Consider the following 23,323-nt stretch of genomic DNA (forward strand, 5'->3'; position numbering starts at 1 on the left):
TCGTGATATCAATGCCCTGTAATCGCCAGCGGAACAGTCGAAGGGACTATCCACCGGCGATTGTGGCAGTTCTGAAGGCTGTCGGGATTAATCAGCTGCCGCTGAAGCGCGCCGGTCGTCGTTCCATGAAGTGCGCCACACCTTCCTTGAAGTCATCGCTCTGAATGCTCAGAAACATCTCGCGGTTGGCCAGTGCAATTGATTCTGTAAGGGTCTGAAAAGGGGACTCACCCAACTGCTGTTTGATGACTCGCACAGAGCGCGGCGAGACATTGAGGGCCAGTTCTTCGGCGTATTCAAGCGTCTGATCCAGAAGGGTTTCTGCCGAAAACAGGCGCTCAACCAAGCCCATGCTCAATGCCTCCTGCGCCGAGACCTTACGCGAGGAGAGCAGCAAGTCAGCAGCGTGGCCTGGCCCGACAATGCGCGGCAGCAGCCAGGCAATGCCATGCTCTGCAATCAGCCCGCGTTTGGCGAAGGCAGTGGAAAACACCGCCGTCTCACTAGCGAAGCGCATGTCGCTGTACAGCGCCAGCACCAATCCCAATCCCGCGGCGGCGCCGTTGATCGCGCTGATGATGGGTTTGCGTACCCCGGGGAAATACGAATAGCGGCTTTGATAGTCGGCACGACGGTTCATGTCATAGGGGCGCATCCAGGCCATTTCGCTGATGTCGTCGGGTGGCAGCACCTCAAGCTCGTCGATGTCCATGCCGGCGCAGAATGCTCGACCGTTACCGGTCAGCACGATGACGCGAACACTGTCGTCGCGATCCAGCCGGGCGAAGGCTTCACGCAGCTCCGCTTCCATCACCTTGGTCAGCGCATTCACCTTGTCCGGGCGCATCAGCGTCACCAGGGCGACATGCTCCTGAGCCCCGAAGCGGCTCAGTTCGATCTGTTTAAAGGTCATGATTTTTCCCTCGTGCCTGCAACGGGCATTTGAATGGCGCGGACCTCCACAAACTCCTCGATTCCATACGTCCCGCCCTCGCGGCCCAGACCCGAATCGCCGAAGCCGCCGAAGGGTGCTGCCGGGTTGTAGGGCGCTCCATTGACATCGACCTGACCCGCGCGCAATTGACGGGCGAGGTTCAGCGCATGCTCGGTACTGCCTGCCCACACTGCAGCGGCCAGGCCATAGGCCGTGCCGTTGGCAATCTCGACTGCCTGCTGTTCACTTTCATAAGTGATGACGCTGAGCACCGGGCCAAAAACCTCCTGCTGCGCGAGCGCCGATCGAGGGGGAACTCGACCGAAAATCGTCGGGGCGATGAAGTAGCCGCTCGCCGGCACTGCCGCTTGGCTGCCACCGGCAATCAGGTCGAAACCTTGAGATTCGCTATCAGTGATCATCGCGAGTACTCGATCCCGATGCGCCGCTGACACCAATGGCCCCATGCGCGTGGTTGAGTCCATGGGATCGCCTAATGTCAGGCGTGTCACGGCGTCGGCAAGTAGCGCGCGATAGGTTTCATACAACTCGACGGGAACGAGAAGGCGGGTCAGCGAGTTGCACGATTGTCCCGAGTTAAGAAAACATGATCCAACCACCTGACGAACCACGCTTTCAGCGGGGGCATCCGCTGTCGCGATGCAGGCTGATTTGCCTCCCAGTTCCAGGGCCACACGTTTCAACGCCTGACCTGCCGAGGCTGCGATACGCCGGCCCACGGCTGTGGAGCCGGTGAAGGACAGCAAGGCGATATCGGGATGGTCGACGAGCGCTTGGCCGGTAGCCGCATCCCCCATGACAATGTTCAGCACGCCTTCAGGCAGGCCGGCTGCCAGCGCAGCTTCACCCAGTGCACGAGCCGTACAAGGTGCCAGCTCCGAAGGTTTGAGTACGACGGTGCATCCTGCAACCAAGGCTGCTGCGACCTTGGCGGTTATCTGGTTCAGAGGGTAGTTCCATGGCGTAATTGCACCGACTACCCCGACCGGAACATGGGTGATGGTGGAGTGTCCGAGCACGGAGTCTGCCAGGCACTCGACAGCGAGATCAGCTGTTGCGCGCCATGCCAGGATCGGTGCCTGAACCTGTATCCGTTGTGACAGTTTCAACGGCATGCCGACCTCCGCGGCGATCCCTTGCGCAAGCTGTTCAGCCTGTTCTTCCAACTGATTGGCGATGCCTCGCATGTAGTCAGCTCTTGTGCTGACTGGCAACGCCGACCATGAGGCGAAGGCCGTTTTAGCAGCCTGAACAGCGAGGCTGACTTCTTCGCTGGTGCCGTGGGCTACTTGCCCAAGCACCGTTTCGCTTGCAGAGTCGTAGACCGTTGTGTGGTCGGTTGATCGAGCTTGCGTCCAGATCCCGTTGATCAAGTGATGTGGGTAGTCAGTCATGGTTTATTTCCTTTGCGTGCACGCGCGTCTAGAAACGCGCTCATCAAGGTCTGCGGTTCACCGCTGGCGTAGCACTCAAGCTGGGCGCGAATGCCGGCCGTACAGGCGTCGTCGAAGCCCGGCTGGGTGATCGCCCGCAAGCGTTGTTTGGATAAACGGATGGCCGTTGCAGGGTGTTTGGCGAGGAAACGCGCGCGAGCGAGTGCGGCGCCGATAACGTCCGAGGGGCACAGCTCTGTCACCAACCCGATCTCATGAGCACGCTGCCCATTGATCAGTTCACCCGACAAAGACAGCTGGGTGTTATGGGTCAGGCTGACGTGCAGCGACAATAAGTAGGAGCCGACGATGCTGGCCAGACCGGCTTTTACCTCCGGTTGACCAATCCGGGCATCAGCTGAGGCGACACGCCAGTCGCCACACAGCGCCAATTGCATTCCCGCACCGGCCGCCACGCCGTTGATGGCGACCACACAGGGTTTGTCCAGGTCGCGTACGGCCTGGTACATGGCGCGCTGCGCGTTCAACCAAGGGGCAATCTGCTTCCAGTCAACTGCGCTGGCTTCTTCCAGATCCTGGCCGGCACAAAACGCTCGGTCACCGGCACCGGTCAGTACCACTGCTTTTACCGCCGGATCTTGATTGAGCTGCGCAAGCGTAGCGATCAATGCGCTGCGCAGGCTGCGATTGACTGCGTTCAGATGGGCAGGGCGATTGAGCGTGACTAGCGCAACATGATCCTCGATATCAACCAGGACGCTGCGTGGGCTATCGATATGACTGCTGCTCATGGTGCCTCCCGGTATTCAATAACGGCGTCGACTGCCACCACCCCTTCGGCCATGACCATGACCGGATTGACGTCGACGCTCAGCAGATTCGCCTGGTGTTGAAGGGCAAAGCCGCCTAGCGCCACCGCCGCCCGGGCCAGGGCAGGCGCGTCGAGTGGTGGCTGACCGCGAGCGCCCTTGAGTACCGGGGCGATGCGCAGTCGACTGATCGCTTCCAGCGCCTGCGCCTGAGTGAACGGGGCGAGCAACGAAACGCTGTCCTGGCGAATCTCGACCAGGGTGCCTCCTTCGCCGATCACCACCAGCGGTCCGAACAGCGGATCTACGACCACTCCGAGCATGAATTCATGCAGCCCCTTGACTGAGCGGGCCACGATCAGCCGCCCATGGGGAACACCCAGTTTGTCCAATGCACCCAGGCACAGACGCGCCGCGTTCAACGCCGCTTGCGGATCGGCGAGGTTGAGATGCACCAAGCCGTGCTCGCTCTTGTGCGGCACCTGTGCGGCGCAACCTTTGATCACGACGCGCCCACCGAAGTCGGCAGCGATGCGCGCTGCGCTCTCGGGGTCATGGCACACCAGGTGTTCGACCACCGGCACGCCTGCGTTCGCCAGCAAGGCCAGGCTGTCAGCCTCGTCAAGCAGGCCGACATACGAACCCGGCTTGGTAGTCGTGGGGGCGGGCAGGGGTGAACCTTGCCATTGGCAATTTCGGGCATACTGACGAAGCGCCGATACCGCATCGCTTTCGTTGCGAAAGCTCGGTACTCCCATCTGTTGGAAATGCGCCCTGACATCCGCCTGTGGCGCCGTCATGACGATGGGCTTGCCGGTTCGCTGCATGAATCGCGCAGTGGTCCGTGCGAGTCCCGGTACGTCGTAGCCTGGGCCCGCCACGGGAATCCCGATGAGAAACATGTCAGCCTCCGGGTCTTCGCCGAGGGCATCGAGAACGGCCGGGAACATCTCGCCGTTGCCGAGCAGGGCGGCCGTCAGATCCAGTGGGTTGGCAGCGCTGGCGAAGTCGGGAATGAGGCCTTTCAGGCGTTCGCGGGTAGGTACCGCCAGTTCGGTCAGTGGCAGCCCGACACGCTCGGCGGCGTCGGCGCACAGCACACCGACCGCGCCGCTGTGGCTCATCACCACTGTTCGGCCAGCACCCGGTGCAAAGCCATTCAGGTAAAGCGGTGCTGCGTTAACCAACTCATGAATGTCGTGGGCACGCCAGATTCCATGCCTGTCGAGAAAGGCCTCGAGTGCCCCATCCTGACCCACCATCGCGCCAGTGTGGGACGCCGCGGCTGCCGCGCCTTTATCGCTGACGCCACCTTTAAGCAGCACAATGTGACTGCCGTTTTGACGGGCAACCTGTGCTGCCTGCGCCAGCAATTGCGGATTGGAAACTGTTTCTACGTAAACCAGAATCAGGCGAATATACGGGTCGTCCACGAGTAACCGAGTCAGCTCCGACACTCCCAAATCTGCGTCGTTACCGGTGGCTACCAGATAGCGAACGCCATAGCCCTGTTCACGCAACATGGCGTAAGGCATCACACTCGCCGCACCACTTTGGCTGACAATGGCGATGGGCCCGTCCGCCGGCGTCACTTCCATGAACATGGTGCTGAAATTCAGCACAGCACCGTTGGCGAAATTGGCGAAGCCTTGGGCGTTGGGCCCGATCAAGCGCATGCCATGCAAGCGAGCGAATTCCACCAGTTCATTCTGCAACTGGCGACCTTTGTCGCCGGTTTCGGCAAATCCGGAGGCCATGACTACTGCCGTCGCGACACCAAGCCGCGCGCACTCCTTGATAGCCTCCACTGCCGCCAAACCCGAGACTGCGATGATTGCTGCCTGCGGGATAACGTCGAGTGCGCCGAGATCGGGATAGCACTGGATGCCTTGAACCGACTCGCGCTTGGGATTGATAGGCAAGATGCGGCCGGCGTAACCGAACTTGCGCAGGTAGTGAATGGGCCGTCCGCCCACTTTGTTGGGATCGTCCGACGCACCAATGATGGCGACGCTGGATGGGTCGAACAGCGATAAAGCTGTCGAGCCGCTTTTATTGTTATGGGCCATGGGGCTTCTCGATTCTGAGGGTTGGCTTCAGGTCTGATTCGAGTCTAGGGAGCCCTATGGCTATCTGGAAGTGTCATATAGGTGATATCAGATACATCAAATAGTGATGGCTTGGCGGTGGCGTATGCCTTATGTTTTGACGACTGAAACAGGCTTGAGAGCAGGGCGTCGATGAACCTCAAACAGCTGCAGAGCGTGCTTCTGATGGACGAACTGGGCTCGATTTCCCGGACTGCCATTGCGTTAGGCACGGCTCAATCGTTGGTCAGTCGCCAATTGGCGCAACTGGAGACGGAGTGGGGCGATCAACTGTTCGTGCGCACCGGGCGGGGACTGGTTGTGTCGGATTTCGGGCGGCTTGTGCTGCCAGATATTCGTCTGCTTGTGGAGCAGGCAGAGCGCCTTGAAACCAGGGTCAGAGAATCTGCAGGCATACCCGCAGGCACCGTGCATATCGGCGTTCTGCCATCGATGTCGCGCAGGTTGCTGCCGTCGCTGTTCACTGAGTTACGAAACCACGCGCCTGCGGTACGCCTTCATGTGGTGGAAGGTTTCAGCGGTGACCTTGATGAAAAACTGGCGGCGGGTGAGCTGGATCTGATTGTCGTTAACCGTTACGGGGTAACCAACGCACGCGATGAAGAGACATTAGGTATTGTTGACACCTATCTGGTCGGCAAAGCCACAAGCCTGGCGGGACATGGGCAACAGATTGCTTTCGCCGCATTAGCGGATTTCCCGCTGATTCTGCCGTCCCGCCCTAACGGATTGAGAACCACCCTTGATCAGTTGGCGCGCAAGCATCAAATCGCGTTGAACGTAGTCATCGAGGTCGACACGCTGAATGCAATGAAGGACGTCGCGGCTGTTGGCGGGGCATTCACCATCCTGCCGTTTCTGGCTATACAGGAAGATGTCGAGCGTGGGTTGCTGGACGCTGTGCGGATCAAAAGACCGGAGATCAAACGAACCATAGCCTTGGCTTTCACCCATCACCATCCGCTCTCTAAAGCCGCCAGGGTGGTAGGTGGTTATGTGCGCGAACTTGCCAAACCGCTTCTTGGCTAGCTCAACGATGGTCAACACCCGGTGCTCGGGGTGCCTTTGGCCGGGGGGAGCGGCTTGTCATCGCTGAACGCTAACCACAAGCATCGTTTACTGCCTTCGCGGCGCGTTGGAGTTCCTGTTTGACATCGGCAGGTATCCGCTGCTTCATCAGTCGCTGTTCGAGGAATATTTGATCGCCTCGAGTGTCAACCTCAGCGTCAATAGCCGCAGCCTGCGCCTCTATGGCGGCAGCGTGGGCCTCTATTACGGCGTTAACCTCAGCTTCATTATTAGCGGCGTCGAGAGCATCGATGAGAGCAGCCACTTTGGCTTCCTCATCCTTGGCGTACGCCTCTAAAGACAATCCGGCAGCCAACGCCCGCGCTCGGATTTCCACTTCTTTCAGGGACTGCTTGGCTTCTACACACAGAGCGTCCCGTTTCTGGGTCTCGGCGGCTTCCCACTGGATAAATACATACGTCATCGCGCCGACAATCGCCACGGTGATGCCACCAATCAGCAGAATCCGCTTCATGGCTGCACCTTCGACTGTCTGGGGAGTGAGTTTTCGGTGGGCATCGCTTCGACTCTATTCGATGAAATGAAAGCGTAGCACCCGGAACCGACTGGCCCCGTTAAACATCAGGACACCGCGACGGTTTGTATGGTTCTCCCTGGGTGATCTGCGGAAGTCGCGCGTCCCGACGCATTGTTCAGTGCTGGTTGGCGGGAGAAGCTCAACGATATTGTGGCAGCAATATGCACCGAAAAATTTGTGCGTCGATTCGATGGAAAACAAAGTCAGTAGAGGCGCCGGATTGCCCGACACCGCTATTAGGTGGGGAGGTTGCCCAGGTGATTCTCGGATTTATTTTTCTGTATAGGCGTCAAGGCCCGCCCACCACCATATGACTGAAGGGCACCACATACGCCTGCAAGGTCACCAGGCCGCCGACCAGAATGGCCAGGATGATCGAGTGGAAAAATACGTAACGCAGGATTTCCCCTTCATGGCCGTACCAGCGGGTGGCGGTAGAGGCCACCACGATCGACTGGGCGTCGACCATCTTGCCCATGACCCCGCCGGAACTGTTGGCGGCTGCCATCAACACTGGACTGATCCCCAATTGCTCGGCGGTCACCCGTTGCAAGCCGCCGAATAGCACGTTGGAGGCCGTGTCCGATCCGGTCAAGGCCACGCCGAGCCAGCCGAGGAGGGTGCCGAACAAGGGATAGAAGATGCCCGTTGCGGCGAAGGCCAGGCCCATGGTGGCGTCGAGGCCCGAGTAACGGGTGAGGAAGCCGAGGGCAAGCATGGCCACGATCGTAATGAGCGAGTAACGCACCACCCACAGCGTTCGCACGTATTGGTGGATCAGTTGCGGGATGGAATAACCCATCAGCAATCCGCCGAGGATCGCCGCCAGCAGGATGCCGCTACCGGTGCTGGTGAACCAGTTGAACTTGTAGACCGCTTCCTCGGTTTTAGGCGCGGGCACTACGGGCGGGACCTTCTCGATCTGCTGGTGGATGGTGGTAAAGGTCAGGGTCGGGGCAAAGATCGGGTTCGCTTCGCGCATCGGCTTGCCCTGCGGGTCGAGCTTGGCCGAGCTGGTTTGCGGATCTACAGCCTGCCGGGTATCGAACATGTTTTTGAAGCTCTGGGTGCCCCAGGCGAAGACGAAGACTGTGAGGATGATCCACGGCATCCAGGCGCGCATTACCGCAGGCTTGGCATCGCTGGCAAAGGTCGCGCTGGCCACGGGTTGTTCGTCATGCTCCTCGGCTATTTTGGAGTCGTCGACTCGCCCGGACAGGGCAGCGGAAGTATGCACGGTGGCCGGCTTCCAGACCCTGAGGAAAGCGGTCAGGCAGGCCATGGAAATCAGCGCGGCAATCACGTCCACCAGCATCGGCCCGTGGTAGTTGGAGACGAGGAACTGCGGCACGGCGAAGCTGACCCCGGCGATCAGGATCGCCGGCCAGATTTCCAGCATCTTGCGCCAGCCGGCGAAGGCCCAGATCAACCAGAACGGCACTATCACCGAGAAAAACGGCAGTTGCCGGCCGACCATCATCGACAGCTCCATTTCATCCAGCCCGGTCACCTTGGCCAGGGTGATGATAGGCGTGCCCAGGGCGCCGAACGCCACGGGCGCGGTATTGGCGATCAATGCCAGGCCAGACGCGGCCAGGGGCGAGAAGCCCAGCCCGATCAAAATGGCCCCGGTGACCGCCACCGGCGTGCCGAAGCCGGCGGCCCCTTCGAAGAAGGCCCCGAAGCAGAAGGCAATCAGCAGCAATTGCAGGCGACGATCGTCGGTGATGCGCGTCAGCGAATCCTGCAGCACCTTGAACGAACCGTTCTCGGTGGTCAGCCGATGCAGGAAGATGATGTTGAGCACGATCCAGCCAATCGGCAGCAGGCCGTTGGCAGCGCCGTAAAGCGCGGCCGAGCCAGCCATGTTCGCCGGCATGCCGAAGGCGAAGATCGCGATCAGCAAGGCCGAGCCGAGGGCGAGCAATGCCGCCAGATGCGCCTTGATATGGAAAAACGCCAGAGCCGCCAGCATCACCACCACCGGCACAGCCGCCAAGATGGTCGATAGCACCGGGTTACCGAAGGGATCGTAGATTTGTTGCCAGACCATTTGCCACCTCTGCTTGTTATTGTTGGCAGTGCAGGCCCCCGGGGGGTAGGTGGCTTGTAGTATAGGTGGCATTACGCAACTTTCAGGGCAGCGTCATACAAGCGAACGCTGCGTCCTTGTAGGAGCGAGCTTGCTCGCGATGGACTCAAGGGCAGCGCGTTTATTCAGAAAACACGCGTTATCGTTAGCGTTCATCGCGAGCAAGCTCGCTCCTACAGGTCAGGGGCTTGTCCACGATGGCGATTTCCGGACTCCTGTCGTCATCTAAATAAAGGTGTCGCTCCCCTGAACCAGCTGCCTGGAGAGGTAGCTCTGTTTGAGTTTCTCCAGCCACCAGCCCAGGGCTCGGCCGTCATGATCGCCGCGCCAACCGGCGTAAAGGATGTTGGGCTCTCGCGGGTCGGCCATCTGTTTTTCAATCAGCGTGCCATTTTTCAGCAACGAACCGACGCGATGTCTCGGCAACCAGCCCACACCGAGACCGTTGCATTGTGCAAGGATTTTCCCGCGCATGGTGGGCACGGCGAGCACCGGTTGCCCGGCCGATACGCCGTAGGTGCTGCCCTCGGTGACTCTCGATGAATCAGCCACGACTATCGCCCGGTGCTGTGCGACCAACGCTCGTGACAGGGGTTCTTTGGCTTTGGCCAGAGGATGCTGCGCTGAGACGGCGAACACCCACTCCATTTCCCCCAATTGCATCCAGCGCAGTGTGGGGATGGCCGGAGGCTCGTTGGTGGCACCGATGATCAGGGCCTTCGCGCAAGGCTTCCCAGACCCCCCGCAAGACTTCATGGGTCACCCGCAGCGGCACACCGGATTGCAGCGCGTCGAACTCCTGAATCACCGGGATCAAGGCTTCGAACTCCAGGAGTTCATCGGTGACGATCCACAGTCGGCTCTCCCATCCATTGGCGACCTGCCGCACTCGTTGAGTCAGCCGTGATACGTCCTGCATCAATCGCGCCGCTTCATTTACCAGCAACTCCCCGGCGGGTGTCAGTTGCAAGCGATAGCGACGCCTGTCAAACAGCAGGGCGTCGAACCGCTCCTCCAACTGCCGCGCCGCGTAGGAGATGGTCGAAGGCGCCTTGCCAAGGCGCGCGGCGGCCCGCGACAGGCTGCCGGTTTCGCGGATCGCTTCCAGGAGCGCGAGATCTTCAATCGACAACATGTTCAAAACCCTCGAACGAGCAGGCTTGAAACATCGTACGTCAATCGAATGGGATCAGTAGTAGATCACTCATTTTCTAGCTCGCCACCGCCGGGCAACACATCACCCCATACTCGACCAGTACACCCCGGCTGTTCATTTGGCCGCGGTGGTGGTGCTGGTCACCTCCCGATAAATCGCTTGCAGGTTCGCCGTGCGTTCCCGGGTATTGGGGTGGCGCATCACCGGCGAGTTGACGATGTCGTGCACGCTTTCGGCCAGCGCCTCGGCATCGTTCTGTGGGGCCTTGGTGGGGGAGGAGGGTTCCATCTTGGGCAGGTCGACCTCGAAGGCGTTGATCGATACGGCCAGTTCCTGACGGTCGGGGTAGACGTGGCTGAGCATCCTTACTGCACAGGAGTCGGCCTGCAGTTCCTGATCCACGTGATGTTTGGTGAATTGGCCTTTTTCCAGTTTGACGCGATCAACCACTAGGGTCGGGTTGTTCTTGGCCGCCTCCAGGGTCTCGATCAGTTCCTTTTTCACCGTGAAGGAGTCCACCACCATGCTTTGCATCTCCTTGGTTTCGTGACGCTGCAGTACGTGGGCCACCTCGTGGGCCAGGGCGAAATAGGCTTTGGGCAGGTGTTTGGGGCTGTCGACCAGGCCCTGGTCGATATACAGGTAGCCGCCGGGCAGGGCGAGGGCGTTGCGGTTGGAGGTTTTCAGGATGAACAGCTTGAACCGATAGTCGTAGGGTTCGTCGATGCTGGCGAGGATCTCGCGCAGCATCTTGTCCGCGATCGGGTAGTACTTGCGGCCGAGCTTGCTGTCGCGGGACAGGATGTCCGTGCGCGCGTTGTGCTGGCGCTCGGCATAAAGCTCCTCGGCGGTCATCGGCATCCAGTTGAGCTGCTTGGCGGCCAGCTTGGTCGAGGCCGAGAGTTTGTCGCCGGTGGCCGGGGCTGGTGCCTTGCCCAGCAGATTACCGAGCTTGCCCGGCAGGTCCTTGAGGCCTTCCTTCATGCTGAACATCGCGACCGAGGCGAAGTTGTCGGTAAGCCGGTAGGGCTGGACCAGGTCCGGGCAGTTCTTGTCGAGTACCACCGACGCCCTCGGCGAGAGGGTGGTGATCTGTTTTACCCGTACCGTCTCACCCTTGCCGGCGTCGAACGGGTTGGACAGTTGCGATCCGCTGCAAGCGGCCAGCAAGGCCGCCAGCGTCACTGTGCCAAGGGTTGATGTGCGCGATTTCATGAGGCCTCCGCTGGCAGGCGCGAGCCTGTCATTTGAGTTGCTGCTGGAGTTGGCGAATGCGCAAATCCCTGGCGCCGTAGTAACCCTCTTCGTCGAGCGTCGCGGCTTCGTAGAGCAGTCGCTGGTTGGCATCCGGGACGTTTTTTCTGATCTGCTCCAGACGTTTTTTCACCAGGGGGTCGCTCTGGGCTTCGGCGAGGTTGGCCTGGGCTTCCTGGGGGTTGAATGGGCGGTCTTCTTCCAGCTTGCGCCCAGCGGGTCTGGGGTTGTTCGCCGCGCTGGCGAGGACCGATTCCAGCGAGCCACATTCGACGGGCTCCGAATCGTTACTCTTGATCGCCGTCATCAGGCGATCCCAGGCGCTGCCCTTGGCCTTGAGGTTTAGCGCTTGCAGCCCCTTGCAGTCCTGAGCGAAAGCGCTGGTGCTGCAGAGCAGAAGCAGCGCGACCGCGCAAAGGTTAAGGGTGGTTCGTTTCATCTTTTGGCTCCTCTAGTGTTGGGTGAAGATCAGAGACAGGGCAAAACCCAGCAGGAAGAAAAGCAGCAGACGGCGCACTAGCAGGAACAGTGCGGCGCCTAAATGGACCTTTCCGATATGCCGTGCAACGTCACCGATGATGAAGTGCGAGAGTTGGTCGCCGAGGTTACGAGGGTGCTGTCGCACTTGCGCGGCGACCGCCTTGTGGAATTTGTCCGGGCCATACTTGAGCGCTGCGATAAACCGCCGGACCAAATCCTCTCGCTGGTGAACTCCTTCCTGCACGGCTTCTTGCACGGCGCCGACGAAGAAGCTCTCGATCAACATCCCGAGCGCGATGGGGATGGGCGAGAGCCAGTAGTCGCTAATGCTCAAGAGGAAAAGCGAACCGGCAGTGGTGCCCGCGACCAGAAATATCAGCAAAACCCCCAGGATGAGCACGAAAACCGCGGATGATTCGCGCTTCCAGGGTTCGGGGCTGAAACGCATGGCGAAGTAGCCCCGCCAGCAAGAGCTGATGAGCCCGCCGAAGAGCACTGCGATGACGATTTCCAGACTGAAGCTGAGTAGATGATCGAATTCGCTCGCCGGCTCCACCAGGGACATATAGGCCGCCGCATGCACCTCGACGCCGTACATGATGCCCAGAGGGGTCAGGTAGGTGTCATCGTAGCCGTAGGTGCCACCGAAGAACACCACCGGCAGCTGCCAGGGAAGGGCGATTCCCGGCCACTCGGCGAACAGGTTGTCTTGCGATGGCAGACTCGAGGCCGACACCGGACTCAGACCCATAACGTATTGCTTGGGGTTGATCAGAAACTCCTTGGCTCGATTGTTTTCCTGCATGCCCAGGCAGTTGTTGTTGTGATGGGTCGAGAACTCCCTCAAGGCTTTTGCCGCGAGCTTTTTCTCATCGCATTCGATTTTAGTCACCAGACCATAACGGATAGGCAGGTTCGGATCACCAAAGACAATGTTCGCCTCCAGCATGAGGTTCTTCCAGATCCGGGTTTTTTCCTTTGCGACCGGGTCACGCACGGGAAGAGGGTCCATCAACACCGTCCTGGTCCTGCGCTGGCTATCTATAAGCAACTTATTCAGCGACTGCTGACAGCGGCGGGAGCGTGCATCTTCCGTTTGCGAAGAGGGCGACAGATCCAGATCGATGACCATCAGTTTGGGCGGTACCCGGAGTTCGTAGAGGAACTTGAGGTCGGCCCACAGTTGGCAGCGACTCAGTGGTGAGCGTTCGTGGTACCAGTTTTCATAGCTTGACTGGTCGATGACCACAACCGCAACGGTGGGGTGTTTGGCGCCACTGGACAAGGCTCCTATCGCACTGAGGTTGCCGATACCGATAAAGGCATAACCGTCGATGGCTTCCAGCAGGTGATAGTGGAGATGGCCGATGGTCACCAGCGAGGCGACAGCCACGGCCCCGGGAAAATGGCTTGGGAGGTGCGCAATCCAGCCTCCCAGCGCACGCGCACGTGCGGGGATCCAGCGTCGAAGGTTACGCGGAAGGGCGAGGAGCCAGCGCCGACAGTTGCCCGGAAGGTCGAGGATCCAGCGCCGCAGCACACGCGGACGGGCGCGGATCCAGCGCCGAAGCGGTCGCTGCGGTGAGTCGGTTGTATGAAGTCCCTTTGGCATTTCCTGGCTCCATACCCAGTAACGCACTTGCCCAGGGGATTGCCTGGGAACCCTGGCAGGGCAGGGCCGCTGCCGTCTGTGCGCCACTGCCTGGGCCATGGGGGCACCGGCAAGGGGGAGGGTGTCCAGAGATGGCGAGACGCTATCTGTGAAATCTAGCAGTTATCGAAGGCCTCACAAGGGCAGCTGATCGGCGCCAAAGGCTTAAGGGCGCGGGTGTCAAGGCGATGAAACACTTCAATCAGTTCCTTCGATCTGAAGCCCTGTTATCGAGCACGCATCCAGTCGTGCACTGACTTGAACCATTTATTCCCGATCGGCCCACTCGCTCGAACACCACCGCTCGCCGGCAGTTTGGGAGTATCTACGGCGGTCCCGCTGATTTCCGAGACTTTAGTCTAAGGATAGATAGCAAGCTTGCGAATTGGCGTGGTAATTGCCTTGAAGTTCCGCATTAGAGTGTCGTCCTTGGGGAAGTGAATGTCGCTATCAAGCAATTCCATGGGGTTATCCTCCGCCGAAAAGCACTGGCTACCCTGGTTCGGCAAGACCGGAAAATTGGCCATGCGCTGGTCTTGCGGGCTCAACAAGTCCGCCTACCCGGTGATCGAGCAAACGTTCGAAGCCATCGCCGCCACCCGCGTCCAGTTGCTGCACGGCTGGACTCGCGAGCAGTGGGAACACCTGGCCGAACTGGCGGAGGTCCTCGGCCGCGACTTCGCCCATCTCGATAACACTTCACTGCTGGATAAGCTCAGCCAGGCCGAGGACTTCTCGGAACTGTTGGTCGTCGATCCACGCGGCGCGGTCATTGCCTCGACCTGGAGCGGCCATGGCACAAACCAGCCCTGCAATCCGCGGGCGCTGGGCGAAGGGTTGAAGGCGCCGTTCCTTCATGGACCCTACAACGATCCGCTGACCTTGCAGATCGGTCCTTCATCCTCGCGCTTTCACGATGAAGTCACGCTGATGTTCTACCAGCCGCTGAAGGTTGACGGCAAAGTCCTGGGCTGCCTCTGCGGCCGGGTGCCGAACGATGTGCTGGGCGATCTGATCCAGCGCGAAGCCGGGCATATCTATGCCGAGTCGGGGGACAATTACTTGTTCATGGTGCAGTCGCGTTTCGATCCGGCAATCCAGCCTGGGGTCGCGCTGTCACGTTCACGCTTCGAGGACGGGACCTTCACCCACGGCGAGAACCTCAAGAGCGGCGTACACACGCCCTGGAAGACCGTCCAGGTGCAGCGCCACACCGAACTGGAATTGCGCTTCACCGACCCGGCGACCCAGCAACTGCACCCTGGCGTGCGGGAGACCATTCGCAGCGGTTCCAATCTGTTCGTCACCTATCCCGGTTACTCGGACTACCGGCACATTCCAGTGGTCGGCAAGGGCGTGACCTTTCAACTGCCCGGATCGCCTGACCGCTGGGGCATGATGTGCGAAGCCGATCTGGAGGAAGTCTATCGCCGGCGCTCGCTGAGTTACGGCTTGATGAAACCTTACCTGGCCACCATGGCGGCGCTGTTCACCTGCAACTTCCTGGTTCGGCATTACAGCGGCCTTGCACAGAGCCTGATCGATGGGTGTGAGGTCCTGAGCATGCTGGTCGCCGCGATCCTGTTCAGCACCTTCGGCCCGAAGCGGCTGGCGGCACGACTGAACGAAATGACCGGGGTGATTCGGACTATCGCCGAGGGCGAAGGCAACTTGCGCCAGCGCCTCGACACCTCACGCATGGCCAACGACGAGACCGGTGATATGGGCCGTTGGATCAACAGTTTTATCGACCATCTGGACTCGGTCGTCGGGCAGGTGATCAAGGCCAGTCACAGTGTCGGCAAGACCAATCAACTGATGCTTGGCCGCAGCCAGGAAGCCCGTCTCACCTGTGGCGAAGTCGCGGATGCGGTGCATCACATGATGATCATCGTCGAAGAGCAATTGGGCGAGATCCAGCAAGCCTCGGCCAGTGCCGAACAAATGAAGCAAGCCATGGACGAGGTGGTCAGCCGCGCCCGCGAACAGTTTCTCGCGGTGCAGGTCGGCACCCAGTCGATTCGCGACGTGGTCGAGCGCTCTTCCTCAAGCGTGCAATTGCTCGACAGCCGGATGACCCAGATCGGCAATATCACCGGGCTGATCAGCGCCATCACCAATCAGACCAATCTGCTGGCGCTCAATGCTGCCATCGAGGCGGCGCGGGCTGGCGAACATGGCCGTGGTTTCGCCGTGGTGGCCGATGAAGTGCGCAGCCTGGCCTCGCGTACTTCACGGGCCGCCGAGGATATCCGGCAAATGGTCGAAGGCTTGCAAAACGAAACGCAAACAGCCGTGAGCTTTATGGAGAACGGCGTCAAGGATGTCGACAACAGCCTGCGCCTGGCCGAAGAGGCCTCCTCGGAAAACGTGCAGCTGCATCAGGCGGTGGAAAGCATGTTCACCATCATCCAGCAGCTCAATGAACGCGGCCTCGATTATGGGCGCACGATCAAACAGGTCGACCAGTCTTCCAGCGAGATGCGCCAGACCGTGGTGGTGCTGCAGACCAGTGCGGAAACCGTCAGGCTCAATGCCAATAAACTGCAAAAGCTGGTGGGGCAGTTCGAGGTGAGCAACAGCTCCCGACAAGGGGCTGCGGCTTGAGTCAAATGGAGTGCTGGAAAAGCTGAACATTGGCTATAGGGATTTGCGCAGCGGTCGATTAGCGTTGAAGCTCACTTTTCGAACCGTCATCTCTGGTCGCTGCGTAACTTCGAACGTCTGGATTGCGCGCGGTGCCTCCTGCAAGGAAACCCCGATGAATCCGCACTGCGCAAAACCCTGGTTCCAGCGCCCGATACTGGTGTTCGCCGTAGCACTGGGCGTCGCGATGGCCGTCAATGGGGTGTTCATGCTGATCGATCCCGCCCTTTGGTACACCGCGGTGCCGGGGGTGGAGCGCACCGGTTTGTTCAACCAGCATTTTATCCGCGATATCGGCTTGCTCTACGTGGCGATTGGCGCGGCCTTTATCGCAGGCACCCTGAGCGTGGTGCACCGAGTCCTGCTCTGGGCTTCGGCAACCGCTTGGCTCACGGCTCATGGGCTGTTTCACTTCTGGGAGGTGGCGGCGGGGATCTGTAGTCCGGAGGTATTGCGGGTGGATTTTCCGGCGGTTACCTTGCCGTCGATTATCGGCATTCTGTTGACGTGCTGGGCTTGTCGTGAGGCCGGTCGGGCAAGGGAAATACACAGTCCAGCGACGTAAACCAGGAATGTTCGGCGCAGGCGAGATCGCCAAGATCGCAGCCTGCGGCAGCTCCTACAGGTGCTGCTTACACCTGATCATTTGCGGGTGTACCGAATTGGCGCAGGAGCTGCCGCAGGCTGCGATCTTTTGCGGGCTTATTACCCTCTGGGATCCCCCGGCAGAAACCGTCCCGTCACTTTGAAAAACGCCGCTGACGTCCGATCGCCGGGGACTCCGTCGACTTTGACGAAGATCCCCGGGAAGGTATTCAACCAGTTCTGCAATGCAATGGCTTTTGCCAGTTCGGCGGGATCATCCGGCTTCTTGTTGGAATGGTTCACAATGATTGGTCGGGCACCTTCCGCAGGGGCGGGCTGGTCCTCGAAGTCGAGGAAGCCGTTCTCTGCCATGCGCCGCAACAATACGGCCGAACCACACTGGGCCGAGACTGCGGTTTCCGACCAGGTACCGTCGGAAATGTACTTGCCGCTTTTGTAGTGATTGGAAAAACTCCATAGGTAAGGCGTTAACACGTGCGGATGAAAACGCCGATAACCTATGCCGTTGAACAGTTCCAGTTGAAACAAGGTGCCAGGCAGCGTCCAGTCGGTCGCGGGTCCGAGTTTTTTCATACGCAAGGCATCGGCTGCGCTTTCAGCCCATTTGAATGGCGGATTACCTTTGGCCGGTCGGCCTGCCGGAACATGAAAGGTACGGGCCGTGAGCGGATCGCCATTATGCAAGTGCTGGTCGAAATGCTGGCTGGCTTCCATATTGTGAATGACCGCGACAAAGCCCCAGGGGACGCCAACTTCGTTGGCAACGCTTTGGTAAGTGTCTCGGTGCTGATTCAGGCGCTCGACCAAGGTGTTGACGACGGCCATGCGATCCGGTCGGATCAGACAGTTATTGAATAGCGTTTGATATTCAGCTCGTAGTGCCGGGGTTAACTTTAAAGTCGCCATTTTGTGTCGGGTCAGTGTCAGGCTAGTTACTTGAATAATAGCTCGTGCTGTCAGCATGTAAGGCGGGGGGTGATTAAGTGGCTGAAAAAGTATTGTTGGAAATGTCTATTGTTCAAAAGAGTTGATACAACTTGTATCGCCAGATTAACACTGAGGGTTCACTGTCAGATTTGCTCTGCGCTAATCTGAATTCGCTCTAAGTTTCACAGTAAAAAAACATGAGCGAAGGTGCAGGACAAGGGGAAAAACAGGCGCGGTTAAAACAGCGCGGCCGCTTTCATCAAATGAAAACGGCCGCCGTTTGGGGTTCGCAGATTCGGGTGTCGCTGGTCAGCCTGAGGCTCAAGTTGCCAGCGACACCACAAGGGGTCTCAGCAGTAGCGGTCCAGCAGATTCACTCCGGACTGACTCTGCAGCAGTTTCCATTCCTGGCTCAGGGTCTGAAAGACCCGGCCAATGAAGTCTTTGTCCGCTGCCGCTTTTTTGCCGACATAGCCCTGGCCTCGACGGTACATTCTGAGACGGGCACGCATGCTTTGATGGGCCTTCTCGAATTCGCTTTCCTGCGAGTAGGGCGCGAGGCAATCGATTCGGACTTCACCCGACTTGCAGATCCACAGTACGTGGCTGTCGTGGTTGTCTTTGTGCGATGCGAACAGTCGAGCCAGTTCATCAATAGTGGGTTGATTGTTCAGATTCATTGGTAAGCCCCTTGACCACTCGTTGATCTTGTCTGGTTGGTTCGCTGAAAAAATGTTGCCGAATCAGCCAATCGTTTCCTGAAGCACAATCGGGACACGGTGTCCGTCAGGTGCAGATCCAGCCTTGGGCTTGATGAATGTAGCATTGATGAAAGGCGACTACAGATTACCGTCACAACGAGGAGAAGCAGCGCAAACCCGGATGCCCATGCTGACCGCTACAAGGTCAGCCACAAGCATCATGAGGACGTTTCGCCAGCGCTTCTCGTCCCTGTACTGGACGGTCCTGCCAGATCAGCTTCATCAATCTGCCTTGTGGGCAGTACATATCAAGGAACAGCTCGGCGGTCTGTCGAGCGTGTTCGTAATCCCATGCCAGCTCTCCCGATCCGAGAGACGAGTCGATAATGCAAAAGGACAACCGAGCCGTCAATAGATTTGTAGTGAATATTTTCAGTCACTACATAATCCTTGACTATCAGCTGCTCCGCCCGCCAAGGCGCCCGTTAGAGGGATTTGCTGCGACAGTCAGCCCATCCGGGTGAAGCGGGCCAGGCGCTCGATCCTCGGCGGATCGGCCCCGGCATCGCCCACTCGGACTAGGCTGGGCTGACGATTCTGCTGCCGCCGGCTGACGCCAGACTCGATGGCAAAAGGGGTGTCGCTGCATGCGTGCTCCGCCAGACGAGTAGAAGGCGCCGCAGTGGAATTTGCATTCAGCGACGAACAGAAAATGATCCGTGCATCGGCCGAGAGTTTTCTCGCCGATGTGTCGGACTGTACCGCCGTGCGGGTGGCGATGGTCAGCGAGCGAGGCTTTGACGAGGCGCTCTGGCAACGTCTGTGCAGTGAAATGTACTGGCCGGCGATTCATATTCCCGAAGTGTTCGGCGGTCTCGGACTGGGCTTTGTCGAACTGTCGATTCTGCTCGAGCAGATGGGCCGGCGTTTGCTCTGCTCGCCGTTTTTCGCCACCGCCTGCATGGCCACGCCGGCATTGCTGCTGGCCGCCAACCTTGAACAAAAGCACCGCTGGCTGAGGTTGATCGCCGACGGCAGCCTCACTGCGACTCTGGCCTTCACCAGCGCAAACGGCTGGGCTGCCAAGGATGTTCAGGCCACGGTGGTCGCCGAGGGTGAGGGTTTCGTGCTCGACGGAACGCTTAATCATGTCCTCGACGGGCATAGCGCCGATCTCTTGATCATTGCCGCACGGGTTCCCGGTTCGACCGGAGAAGCGGGGATCAGCCTGTTCGCGGTGGACGCTGGCCGTGCAGGTATCGAGCGGCAGATGTTGCCCACCATGGACCAGACCCGCCGCCAGGCACGCATCCAGCTCAAGGGCCTGTATCTCAGCGCTGACTGCCTGCTCGGTGAGTTCGGCGCCGGCTGGCCGCACCTGGAGCGGGTCCTGCAATTGGCCTGCATCGGCCTGGCCGCAGAGCAGACCGGTGGCGCGCAGCAGGTATTGGACCTGAGCGTCGCCTATATGCAGGAACGCCAGCAGTTCGGTCGACCAATAGCCAGCTTTCAGGCGCTCAAACACCGCGCCGCCGACATGATGCTGCAGGTCGAATGCGCGCGCTCGGCCAGTTATTACGCAGCCTGCGTGGCCCAGGAAGTGCTTGATCCGCAGGGCGACCCGCAGGTTGCCGCCGAGCTGCCGCTGGCGGCGGCGCTGGCCAAGGCGCATTGCTCGGAAACTTACTTCCACTGCGCGGCAGAGTCGATCCAGTTGCACGGCGGCGTCGGTTTCACCTGGGAATACGACCCGCATCTCTACTTCAAACGCGCCCGCGCCAGCGAAAGCTTTCTCGGCGCACCGGCCTGGCATCGCGAACGGATTGCCGTGGCGATTCTTGGAGAGCAGCCATGAAAATCAGTTTCAGCGAGCAGGACGAGTGCTTTCGTCAGGAAGTGGCCGACTGGTTGAGCGCTAACCTCTGCGGTGAATTCGAACCCCTGCGTTTTCGTGGTGGTCCGGGCGATGAACGTATGTTTCCCGAAGAGCGCAAGGCCTGGGAACGCAAACTCGCCGAGGGTCGCTGGACCTGTGTCGGCTGGGCGTCGGAGCACGGCGGGCGTGGTCTTTCCATCAGCCAGCAGGTAATTTTTCACGAAGAATACGCCCGCGCTGGTGGCCCCGGACGCATGGGGCATATCGGCGAAGGGCTGGCCGGACCGACCATTGCCGCCTTCGGCAGCGCCGAACAGCAACGGCGGTTTCTGCCAGGCATCGTCAGCGGCACGGCGTTCTGGTGCCAAGGCTATTCCGAGCCGGGGGCCGGATCAGACCTGGCCAACGTCAAGACCCGGGCGCTGCTGGATGAAGCGAGCGGCAGCTGGGTCATCAATGGGCAGAAAGTCTGGACCTCGCTGGCCCATGAGTCGGACTGGTGCTTTGTGATCGCCCGCACCGAGCCTGGCAGCGTCGGTCATCGCGGCTTGTCGTTCCTGCTGGTGCCGATGGCGCAGGCCGGGATTAGCGTGCGCCCGATCGAGCAACTGACCGGTACCTCGGAGTTCAATGAAGTGTTCTTCGACAGCGCCCGAACCGACGCGACGAACATCATTGGCTTGCCGGGCGAGGGTTGGAAAATTGCCATGGCGTTGCTGGGTTTCGAGCGCGGGGTTTCGACCTTGGGCCAGCAGATGCAGTTTCACAACGAGTTGAGCGAGATCATCGCCATCGCCCGGGCCAATGGCGCCTCGCGTGATCCGATCCTGCGCCAGCGCCTGGCCGAAGCCTGGAGCGGGCTGCGGATCATGCGCTACAACTCGCTGCGCATGCTCTCAGGTAGCCAGGACGGTTCGCTGCGCAAGGAGGCGACCATCTACAAGCTGTTCTGGTCCAGCTGGCACGTCAGCCTCGGCAAGCTGGCGATGGACGTACTCGGCGCCGAGGCTGAACTGCTCGAGGCCGCGCCTTATCAACTCACCCGTTTGCAGTCGCTGTACCTGTTCAGTCGCGCCGACACCCTCTACGGCGGCAGCAACGAAATCCAGCGCAACATCATCGCCGAACGCGCGCTGGGAATGCCCAAAGAACCGCGCCTGCGCACCTGACCAGCAAAGCGCTTTTCCATGTCTGATTCTCCGTCCAGGGCCTGTATCGGGCCATGGACGGATATCCCGGCCTTCAGTTCTTATCGATATCCACGTTTTTGGTTTCCCGCAGGCAGATCATGCCCACGATCAAGCTCACCCCGGTGATTACCACCGGGTACCACAGCCCGTAGAAGATATCGCCGGTGTACACCACCAATGCGAAGGATACGGTCGGCAGGAAGCCGCCGAACCAGCCGTTGCCGATGTGGTAGGGCAGGGACATGGAGGTGTAGCGGATGCGGGTCGGGAACAGCTCGACCATCAGCGCCGCCAGCGGGCCGTAGCACATGGCGGCGATACAGGTCAGGGCGACCATCAGCGCGACGATCATCGGTTTGTTGACCTGCTGGGTGTCCGCCCGTTGCGGATAACCGGCCAGGGTCACTGCGCCGCGCAACGCTGCTTCGTCGTAACCGTCGATGCGCACGTCACCGATGCTCACTTGCACCTGGCTGCCGGTCGGCGCCGCTGCGCTGCTGTACGGCAGGCCCTGTTTGACCAGGAAGGTCTTGACCTTGTCGCACGGGCTGTCGAAGCGTGCCTTGCCCACCGGGTCGAACTGGAAGGTGCAGGTGGCGGGGTCGGCCAGCACGGTGATCGGTGCCTGACGGCTGGCCAGGTCGATTGCCGGGTTGGCGTAGTGGGCAATGCTCTTGAAGATCGGGAAGTACAACACGGTCGCCAGCAACAGGCCGAGCATCAGGATTGGTTTACGCCCGACTTTGTCCGACAGCCAGCCAAAGAAGATGAAGAACGGCGCACCGATCACCACGCTGACAATCAGCAGACCGTTGGCCAGGGCCGGGTCCATTTTCAGGAACTGGGTGAGGAAGAACAGCGTGTAAAACTGCGCGGCATAGAAGGTCACCGCTTGCCCTGCGTTGATGCTGAACAACGCGATCAGCACAATCTTGAGGTTTTCCCATTTGCCGAAGGACTCGCGGATCGGCGCCTTGGAGATCTTGCCTTCTTCTTTCATTTTCAGGAAGGCCGGCGACTCATGCAGGCTCATGCGTATCCAGGTGGAAATCCCCAGCAGCACGATCGAAAACAGGAAAGGGATGCGCCAGCCCCAGACTTCGAACTGATCGCCGGTGAAGTAACGGCAACCGAGTACCACCAGCAGCGACAACAGCAGGCCAAGGGTAGCGGTGGACTGAATCCAGCTGGTGTGGAACCCGCGTTTGCCGGCCGGTGCGTGTTCCGCGACGTAGGTCGCCGCGCCGCCGTATTCACCGCCCAGGGCCAGGCCCTGGAGCATGCGCAGCACCACCAGGATGATCGGTGCGGCGATGCCGATGCTCGAATAGGTCGGTAGCAGGCCGACACAGAAGGTCGCCAGCCCCATGAGGATGATGGTCGCGAGGAAGGTGTACTTGCGGCCGATCATATCGCCGAGACGGCCGAATACCAGCGCGCCAAACGGTCGCACGATGAAGCCCGCGGCGAACGCCATCAGTGCAAAGATGAACGCCGTGGTGTCGTTGACCCCGGCGAAAAACTGTTTGCTGATGACTGCCGCGAGGGCGCCGTAGAGGAAGAAGTCATACCACTCGAACACCGTCCCCAGGGACGAGGCGAAGATGACTTTCTGGGTTTCCTTGCTGGTGGTCGCTCCAAGCGTCGCGTCCAGGGGTTGAGCATGTTCTGACATATCGGTATCCCTTACAGTGATTGTTTTTGTTGTTCCACTGTCGCCGCGATGTTCGGCGCCACGATGTCGGTATTGCATGATGAAATCCGCGTAGGAGCTGCCGCAGGCTGCGATCTTTTGATCTTCGCGCCAGCCCTGACAACGTGGTGGCCGCTGTAAAGATCGCAGCCTGCGTAGGAGCTGCCGAAGGCTGCGAT

At 59.8% G+C, this 23,323-nt stretch carries 17 protein-coding genes and 1 pseudogene; 5 read left to right on the top strand and 13 right to left on the bottom strand.

The features are described from left to right. Positions 1-91 precede the first annotated feature (91 nt). The 4 genes from ACA064_RS12425 to ACA064_RS12440 are packed head-to-tail and all read right to left on the bottom strand — an operon-like array spanning position 92 to position 5,227. Positions 92-913: an enoyl-CoA hydratase gene (locus tag ACA064_RS12425; RefSeq protein ID WP_497673607.1), complete on the bottom strand. Its 822-nt coding sequence runs from the start codon at positions 911-913 to the stop codon at positions 92-94. Then, the gene (locus ACA064_RS12430; RefSeq protein ID WP_497673608.1) at positions 910-2,349 is read right to left on the bottom strand and encodes an aldehyde dehydrogenase family protein; all 1,440 of its coding nucleotides are present in this window, start codon (positions 2,347-2,349) and stop codon (positions 910-912) included. Before ACA064_RS12430 ends, ACA064_RS12425 begins: the two co-directional genes overlap by 4 nt. After that, positions 2,346-3,140 carry an enoyl-CoA hydratase/isomerase family protein gene (locus ACA064_RS12435; RefSeq protein ID WP_497673609.1) on the bottom strand — a complete coding sequence of 265 codons (795 nt, stop codon included), beginning with the start codon at positions 3,138-3,140 and terminating at the stop codon, positions 2,346-2,348. The genes ACA064_RS12430 and ACA064_RS12435 overlap by 4 nt, the downstream gene beginning before the upstream one ends. Then, complete coding sequence (locus ACA064_RS12440) at positions 3,137-5,227, bottom strand: acetate--CoA ligase family protein (protein WP_497673610.1); 2,091 nt, start codon at positions 5,225-5,227, stop codon at positions 3,137-3,139. Before ACA064_RS12440 ends, ACA064_RS12435 begins: the two co-directional genes overlap by 4 nt. A gap of 171 nt (positions 5,228-5,398) precedes the next feature. Here ACA064_RS12440 and ACA064_RS12445 point away from each other — a divergent pair, with 171 nt between their 5' ends. Further along, positions 5,399-6,295, top strand: coding sequence for a LysR family transcriptional regulator (locus ACA064_RS12445; RefSeq protein WP_497673611.1), 897 nt, complete (start codon positions 5,399-5,401; stop codon positions 6,293-6,295). 70 nt (positions 6,296-6,365) lie between these two features. On the opposite strand, the gene ACA064_RS12450 is transcribed toward ACA064_RS12445, so the two are convergent. The 6 genes and pseudogenes from ACA064_RS12450 to ACA064_RS12475 all read right to left on the bottom strand — a co-directional run bounded on the left by ACA064_RS12450 (position 6,366) and on the right by ACA064_RS12475 (position 13,466). Further along, positions 6,366-6,809, bottom strand: a complete 444-nt coding sequence (locus tag ACA064_RS12450; RefSeq protein ID WP_497673612.1) for a hypothetical protein — start codon at positions 6,807-6,809, stop codon at positions 6,366-6,368. 352 nt (positions 6,810-7,161) lie between these two features. Next, a complete protein-coding gene (locus ACA064_RS12455; protein ID WP_497673613.1) occupies positions 7,162-8,925 on the bottom strand; it encodes an L-lactate permease in 1,764 nt (587 codons plus the stop codon). Positions 8,926-9,189: 264 nt separating this feature from the next. After that, positions 9,190-10,099: pseudogene (locus ACA064_RS12460) on the bottom strand (LysR family transcriptional regulator). A 135-nt stretch (positions 10,100-10,234) separates the two neighbouring features. Then, on the bottom strand, positions 10,235-11,335 hold the full coding sequence (locus ACA064_RS12465) for a M48 family metalloprotease (protein WP_497673614.1): 1,101 nt from the start codon (positions 11,333-11,335) through the stop codon (positions 10,235-10,237). 28 nt (positions 11,336-11,363) lie between these two features. Then, positions 11,364-11,813 (bottom strand): hypothetical protein, encoded by a 450-nt coding sequence (locus tag ACA064_RS12470; RefSeq protein WP_497673615.1) that lies wholly within the window; start codon positions 11,811-11,813, stop codon positions 11,364-11,366. A 12-nt stretch (positions 11,814-11,825) separates the two neighbouring features. After that, a complete protein-coding gene (locus tag ACA064_RS12475; protein WP_497673616.1) occupies positions 11,826-13,466 on the bottom strand; it encodes a CHASE2 domain-containing protein in 1,641 nt (546 codons plus the stop codon). Between the two features lie 1,995 nt (positions 13,467-15,461). On the opposite strand from ACA064_RS12475, the gene ACA064_RS12480 reads away from it, so the two are divergent. Both ACA064_RS12480 and ACA064_RS12485 read left to right on the top strand, forming a co-directional pair. Beyond that, the gene (locus tag ACA064_RS12480) at positions 15,462-16,112 is read left to right on the top strand and encodes a methyl-accepting chemotaxis protein (protein ID WP_497674235.1); all 651 of its coding nucleotides are present in this window, start codon (positions 15,462-15,464) and stop codon (positions 16,110-16,112) included. Positions 16,113-16,266: 154 nt separating this feature from the next. Next, positions 16,267-16,716 (top strand): hypothetical protein, encoded by a 450-nt coding sequence (locus ACA064_RS12485; RefSeq protein ID WP_497673617.1) that lies wholly within the window; start codon positions 16,267-16,269, stop codon positions 16,714-16,716. A gap of 140 nt (positions 16,717-16,856) precedes the next feature. Here the strand turns inward: ACA064_RS12485 and ACA064_RS12490 are convergent, their stop codons facing one another. After that, positions 16,857-17,582, bottom strand: coding sequence for a hypothetical protein (locus ACA064_RS12490; protein ID WP_497673618.1), 726 nt, complete (start codon positions 17,580-17,582; stop codon positions 16,857-16,859). Positions 17,583-18,034: 452 nt separating this feature from the next. Continuing rightward, positions 18,035-18,364, bottom strand: a complete 330-nt coding sequence (locus tag ACA064_RS12495) for a hypothetical protein (RefSeq protein ID WP_497673619.1) — start codon at positions 18,362-18,364, stop codon at positions 18,035-18,037. Between the two features lie 703 nt (positions 18,365-19,067). Between ACA064_RS12495 and ACA064_RS12500 the strand changes: the two genes are divergently transcribed. Both ACA064_RS12500 and ACA064_RS12505 read left to right on the top strand, forming a co-directional pair. Continuing rightward, positions 19,068-20,240 carry an acyl-CoA dehydrogenase family protein gene (locus ACA064_RS12500; protein ID WP_497673620.1) on the top strand — a complete coding sequence of 391 codons (1,173 nt, stop codon included), beginning with the start codon at positions 19,068-19,070 and terminating at the stop codon, positions 20,238-20,240. Beyond that, complete coding sequence (locus ACA064_RS12505) at positions 20,237-21,430, top strand: acyl-CoA dehydrogenase family protein (protein ID WP_497673621.1); 1,194 nt, start codon at positions 20,237-20,239, stop codon at positions 21,428-21,430. The genes ACA064_RS12500 and ACA064_RS12505 overlap by 4 nt, the downstream gene beginning before the upstream one ends. A 73-nt stretch (positions 21,431-21,503) precedes the next feature. On the opposite strand, the gene ACA064_RS12510 is transcribed toward ACA064_RS12505, so the two are convergent. Beyond that, entirely contained in the window at positions 21,504-23,126 is a 1,623-nt protein-coding gene (locus ACA064_RS12510; protein ID WP_497673622.1) for an MFS transporter, read from the bottom strand. Positions 23,127-23,323 lie beyond the last annotated feature (197 nt).

This window comes from Pseudomonas sp. LBUM1658 (assembly GCF_059716055.1).

Coding starts and splice junctions, on each gene's coding strand:
- ACA064_RS12425 (WP_497673607.1), bottom strand. CDS start 913: ATGACCTTTAAACAGATCGAACTGAGCCGCTTCGGGGCTCAGGAGCAT.
- ACA064_RS12430 (WP_497673608.1), bottom strand. CDS start 2,349: ATGACTGACTACCCACATCACTTGATCAACGGGATCTGGACGCAAGCT.
- ACA064_RS12435 (WP_497673609.1), bottom strand. CDS start 3,140: ATGAGCAGCAGTCATATCGATAGCCCACGCAGCGTCCTGGTTGATATC.
- ACA064_RS12440 (WP_497673610.1), bottom strand. CDS start 5,227: ATGGCCCATAACAATAAAAGCGGCTCGACAGCTTTATCGCTGTTCGAC.
- ACA064_RS12445 (WP_497673611.1), top strand. CDS start 5,399: ATGAACCTCAAACAGCTGCAGAGCGTGCTTCTGATGGACGAACTGGGC.
- ACA064_RS12450 (WP_497673612.1), bottom strand. CDS start 6,809: ATGAAGCGGATTCTGCTGATTGGTGGCATCACCGTGGCGATTGTCGGC.
- ACA064_RS12455 (WP_497673613.1), bottom strand. CDS start 8,925: ATGGTCTGGCAACAAATCTACGATCCCTTCGGTAACCCGGTGCTATCG.
- ACA064_RS12465 (WP_497673614.1), bottom strand. CDS start 11,335: ATGAAATCGCGCACATCAACCCTTGGCACAGTGACGCTGGCGGCCTTG.
- ACA064_RS12470 (WP_497673615.1), bottom strand. CDS start 11,813: ATGAAACGAACCACCCTTAACCTTTGCGCGGTCGCGCTGCTTCTGCTC.
- ACA064_RS12475 (WP_497673616.1), bottom strand. CDS start 13,466: ATGCCAAAGGGACTTCATACAACCGACTCACCGCAGCGACCGCTTCGG.
- ACA064_RS12480 (WP_497674235.1), top strand. CDS start 15,462: ATGGACGAGGTGGTCAGCCGCGCCCGCGAACAGTTTCTCGCGGTGCAG.
- ACA064_RS12485 (WP_497673617.1), top strand. CDS start 16,267: ATGAATCCGCACTGCGCAAAACCCTGGTTCCAGCGCCCGATACTGGTG.
- ACA064_RS12490 (WP_497673618.1), bottom strand. CDS start 17,582: ATGGCCGTCGTCAACACCTTGGTCGAGCGCCTGAATCAGCACCGAGAC.
- ACA064_RS12495 (WP_497673619.1), bottom strand. CDS start 18,364: ATGAATCTGAACAATCAACCCACTATTGATGAACTGGCTCGACTGTTC.
- ACA064_RS12505 (WP_497673621.1), top strand. CDS start 20,237: ATGAAAATCAGTTTCAGCGAGCAGGACGAGTGCTTTCGTCAGGAAGTG.
- ACA064_RS12510 (WP_497673622.1), bottom strand. CDS start 23,126: ATGTCAGAACATGCTCAACCCCTGGACGCGACGCTTGGAGCGACCACC.